Genomic DNA, 4,487 nt, shown 5'->3' with positions numbered 1-4,487 from the left:
GTTTCCAGTGAGCTGGCCGCCGTGTTCAGTGCGCTTTGTGCTTCTTCGGCCGTACCATTGACGATGGCGTTATTGGCTGCAGCGGCAGTGGTGCCGGTGCTTTCAACCGTTTCTGTGGCCACCTGGCCCGGAGGCGCGTCACCGCCACCGGCGCCGCTGCCGGCTGCTGCGGTAGTGAAGCGGCCATTGACGCGGTAGGAGCCTGCGCCAAAGTTTGCTTCCAGCTGATTGCCGTTCAGGTCAAAGACCGTATTGGGTGGCGTCGCTGCGGTGAACGAAGTAAAGGCACCGGTATCAATACCAAAGCGTGCTTTGGGTGCGCCAGTGGTTTCTTCAATAACGATGCTGTAATCGTACGTGTTGCCGCCGGTATTGAACTCACCCAGAATGTTGGTGAACAGTGAATCAGGCAGCAGGCCGTTGACCAGGTTGGAACCACTGAAGCTGATGCCGCCGCCGCTGATGGCGTAGGGGCCATTGGCATTGGTGTTGTTAAGTGTGGTGGTTGCGTTCAGTGAGCCGGCCCGTGCCAGCACGGTCAGGTTCTGAACCGGAATATCGCCAGTAACCGTGGTGCCGTTGACCGTCAAATTCAGTGTCGCAATGTAGGCCTCCAGGCGACGGTTAGTGCCGACCTCGGAGATGGAAACACCGACTTTAAAGGTATGCGTTTTGTTGGTCGCGCCGACTGAATTGCCCAGGGTGAAGGCAAAGTTGGGAATACCAAAGTTATCAGTCAACGGGATGTTGTTAATCGTGCCGACTGTGCCCGTTGCGTCTACCTGCGCCGAGGTGGAATACCCCGAGCCGTTACTGAGCGTAAATTGCCCCTGCGTGCCACTCGAGACAATGGTGAAATCATTTGCGTTGGCATAAACGCCAAATCCGGATATAACGCCCGCAATGACCACTTGGCTCAGGCGCGTCTTGTAACGGCTGGTATTTTTCATTAGAGATCCCTTAATAGCGATTTTGCGATTGATCATAGAGAGAGTGAATAAAGTAGCGTATAGAATATCATGATTTCGCCTGGCCAAGATTCTGCGCGGGCACGGGGCGTCGAGTGGCAACCAGATAAATGGCGAACAAGCTCAGGAACAGCACAAACATGGTGCCTTCCCGCACGCCACTCATGTGAGCGGCAAGACCTATGCTGGCAAATACCATGGCAGTGCCGTGCATGATCAGCACTGTTTGCTGCTGTGTGCAGCCTGCGTTCAGCAGTCGATGGTGCAGGTGATCACGGCCGGGAGAGAACGGTGACTGACCGCGCAGTGGACGTTTGATCATCAATCCGACCGTGTCCATTAGCGGCACCGCCAGAAACCAGAGCGCATATACCGGGGCGATGAATGCGTCAGCGCCCTGGGTGGCGGCAATCACCAGCCAGGCCAGGATAAAACCGAGCAGGGTACTGCCGGCATCGCCCAGATAGATCAGCGCACTTTTTTTCCACAGCATGCGGAAATTAAAGGCCAGGAAGGCCAGCACCGACACAATCAGAATCTGATTGAAGCTGAGCATGGCGCTTTGACCCGCCGCCAACGCAGCGATGGACAGGAATACCAGCGCAATCACTACCAGCCCGCCGGACAGTCCATCCAGACCGTCGCTCATATTGACCGCGTTGATCACGCCGACGGTGGCGAACATGGTGACCGGCACGGCCAGCAGACCCAGTTCTACCGGGCCCAGATATAAAAGGTTGCCAAGGCTGTCCAGCCTTACATCTGCCAATGAGGCCATGGCCAATGCGGCAACTGCGTGGCAGGAAATGCGCAGGGTTGCGCGTATTTCGTAGAGGTCATCAAGAATGCCAACAAGGAGGACAAATCCCGCGATTGCCAGTAGCAGCTGATAATCTGCTCTGACCACCGGTGACAACATACAGATGGCGAGTGTGCCCAGATATATGCCCAGGCCGCCAATCATCGGTGTCGGCAGACTGTGCGTTTTACGTCCGCCAGGCAAGTCAACCAAGCCTACTCGGGTCGCTAACGGGCGCAAGGCCAGAAACGATAAGGCCGTTAACGCAAATGCAAATAGTAGAACAGTCGGGCTCATGATCGCACAATCCATGCGTTTCAAGCGTAATATTTTAATGCCCGGCGGTTGCCTGACCGGGCAGCACTCGAATCGAGAACTGCCCCGCCAATGCAGGTCCGTCGCTTAGTTGACGCCGTACAGGACCTGAGTCCCGTTATCGCCGATGACCTTGAAATCGATACGGCCATCGCCATTCACATCAATTGCCTGGAAAGCGATGCCGTTGGCATCCTTGTTGCCCGTGTGGAATGCTGTTTCCGCAGCTGTCCGTGTGCTGACAAAGAAGCTGGGCTTGAAGCGGCCGTTGCCTTCCGAGGTGATGATGCCGGTATTGCGGTCCACCGAGTAGGGGATCTTTGCCGTCTCCAGACTGGCAAAGAAGCTGGTGTTGTCCATATAAGGCACCATGCGCTGCTGCACACCATTGGCACAGTTGATGCCAAAGCTGTACCCAGGCGCTGTGGGCGCAATGGTGGGCTCAACAATGGTGGTGCCACCGCAGTTGAAGTCCAGGGTCTTGCCGCTCAGGTTGTCGTAAGCAAATACCCCGGCAAAACGTTGACCGTTGCCAAAGTCGATGCGGTAGGCGCCGTCATCGCTGCTAAAGGTTAAATCGCTGTAACCCGCCTGAGTCACAGCTAACGCAAAGCCAACCGTATCCACTGGCACCGGTGCCAGCTCCATTGCATAACCTGCGTTGATAATGCTAGCCGTACCGTTGCGAAGAATCCTGATGCCAGTTGGCACTGAGGCCGGAACTGCCCTGGATGCCGTGGTATACCCGGCATATGCTTCACCTGGTAGCTGGATTGTCAGTACACCACTCACTTCGTCTGCTTTTATCGTTGCAGTGCCTTCAGCAACGACAGCCAGTACGCCACCCACCCTGTCATCAGCCAGGGGCAGCTCTACGGGCGTCTTTAGGCCACAAGCAGAACCCCCTATATTGAATCCACCGGCCCAAATTGGTGCTGGGTCTGTGCAGCCTGCAGTCGGTACAGTAACCACTGCAAGGGGGGGGACTGCACTGGAAGTAATATTTGTGTTAGGTGCGCCACGCTGCTGTGTCGAGGTCGAGATAGCAGTCTGCTTTTGCTGTGGTGTCTGCACGCTGGTTGGTGGAATCTGAATGGATTGGCGAAGAGTCGCCTCCAGCGCGGGACCGTTACTCCCTAGAGCCGCTGCGATCTGCGCGTCGGTTGCATTCTCGGCGGATATGCCAGAATTGGCGAGAGCCGCAGCTGAGGCGGATGCTCTGCCGGCGGTTACTACGTTGGATACGATTGCCGCAGTCGCCGGTACGCTGGCGTTTTTCATGGCGGTCAGTGTTCTGTTGAGCGTGGTAACTGCCGCTGCCAGTTTGACAGGATCGTTTTGAACTTTGCCTATCAGTGTCACTACATTACTGAACACCGTCTGCACGTTGGCCTGCACCGCAGCCTGCTGCTCGGTAGACAGTGTGCCACCGTTGGTAACGGCAGTGGCCAGAGTTTCCAGTGAGCTGGCCGCCGTGTTCAGTGCGCTTTGTGCTTCTTCGGCCGTACCATTGACGATGGCGTTATTGGCTGCAGCGGCAGTGGTGCCGGTGCTTTCAACCGTTTCTGTGGCCACCTGGCCCGGAGGCGCGTCACCGCCACCGGCGCCGCTGCCGGCTGCTGCGGTAGTGAAGCGGCCATTGACGCGGTAGGAGCCTGCGCCAAAGTTTGCTTCCAGCTGATTGCCGTTCAGGTCAAAGACCGTATTGGGTGGCGTCGCTGCGGTGAACGAAGTAAAGGCACCGGTATCAATACCAAAGCGTGCTTTGGGTGCGCCAGTGGTTTCTTCAATAACGATGCTGTAATCGTACGTGTTGCCGCCGGTATTGAACTCACCCAGAATGTTGGTGAACAGTGAATCAGGCAGCAGGCCGTTGACCAGGTTGGAACCACTGAAGCTGATGCCGCCGCCGCTGATGGCGTAGGGGCCATTGGCATTGGTGTTGTTAAGTGTGGTGGTTGCGTTCAGTGAGCCGGCCCGTGCCAGCACGGTCAGGTTCTGAACCGGAATATCGCCAGTAACCGTGGTGCCGTTGACCGTCAAATTCAGTGTCGCAATGTAGGCCTCCAGGCGACGGTTAGTGCCGACCTCGGAGATGGAAACACCGACTTTAAAGGTATGCGTTTTGTTGGTCGCGCCGACTGAATTGCCCAGGGTGAAGGCAAAGTTGGGAATACCAAAGTTATCAGTCAACGGGATGTTGTTAATCGTGCCGACTGTGCCCGTTGCGTCTACCTGCGCCGAGGTGGAATACCCCGAGCCGTTACTGAGCGTAAATTGCCCCTGCGTGCCACTCGAGACAATGGTGAAATCATTTGCGTTGGCATAAACGCCAAATCCGGATATAACGCCCGCAATGACCACTTGGCTCAGGCGCGTCTTGTAACGGCTGGTATTTTTCATTA

Annotated in this window: 3 protein-coding genes; all 3 read right to left on the bottom strand. The window is 56.3% G+C overall.

The features are described from left to right. Positions 1–950, bottom strand: a 950-nt coding sequence (locus PHACT_RS15925) for a hypothetical protein (RefSeq protein WP_139141390.1), incomplete at its 3' end; no start/stop codon positions are given. A 67-nt stretch (positions 951–1,017) separates the two neighbouring features. Beyond that, positions 1,018–2,064: an undecaprenyl-phosphate alpha-N-acetylglucosaminyl 1-phosphate transferase gene (locus tag PHACT_RS15920; RefSeq protein WP_169819501.1), complete on the bottom strand. Its 1,047-nt coding sequence runs from the start codon at positions 2,062–2,064 to the stop codon at positions 1,018–1,020. A gap of 105 nt (positions 2,065–2,169) precedes the next feature. After that, positions 2,170–4,487: hypothetical protein (locus tag PHACT_RS16405; RefSeq protein ID WP_070119275.1), on the bottom strand; the 2,318-nt coding region annotated here is incomplete at its 5' end.

Origin of the sequence: Pseudohongiella acticola (assembly GCF_001758195.1) — a bacterium.
GTDB lineage: Bacteria > Pseudomonadota > Gammaproteobacteria > Pseudomonadales > Pseudohongiellaceae > Pseudohongiella > Pseudohongiella acticola.
Note: the sequence above shows the minus strand (reverse complement) of the source record. Positions and strands in the feature narration are given on the sequence as shown.

Bases quoted from the DNA above. Each gene is read 5' to 3' on its own strand.
- PHACT_RS15920 (WP_169819501.1), bottom strand. From the start codon at position 2,064: ATGAGCCCGACTGTTCTACTATTTGCATTTGCGTTAACGGCCTTATCG.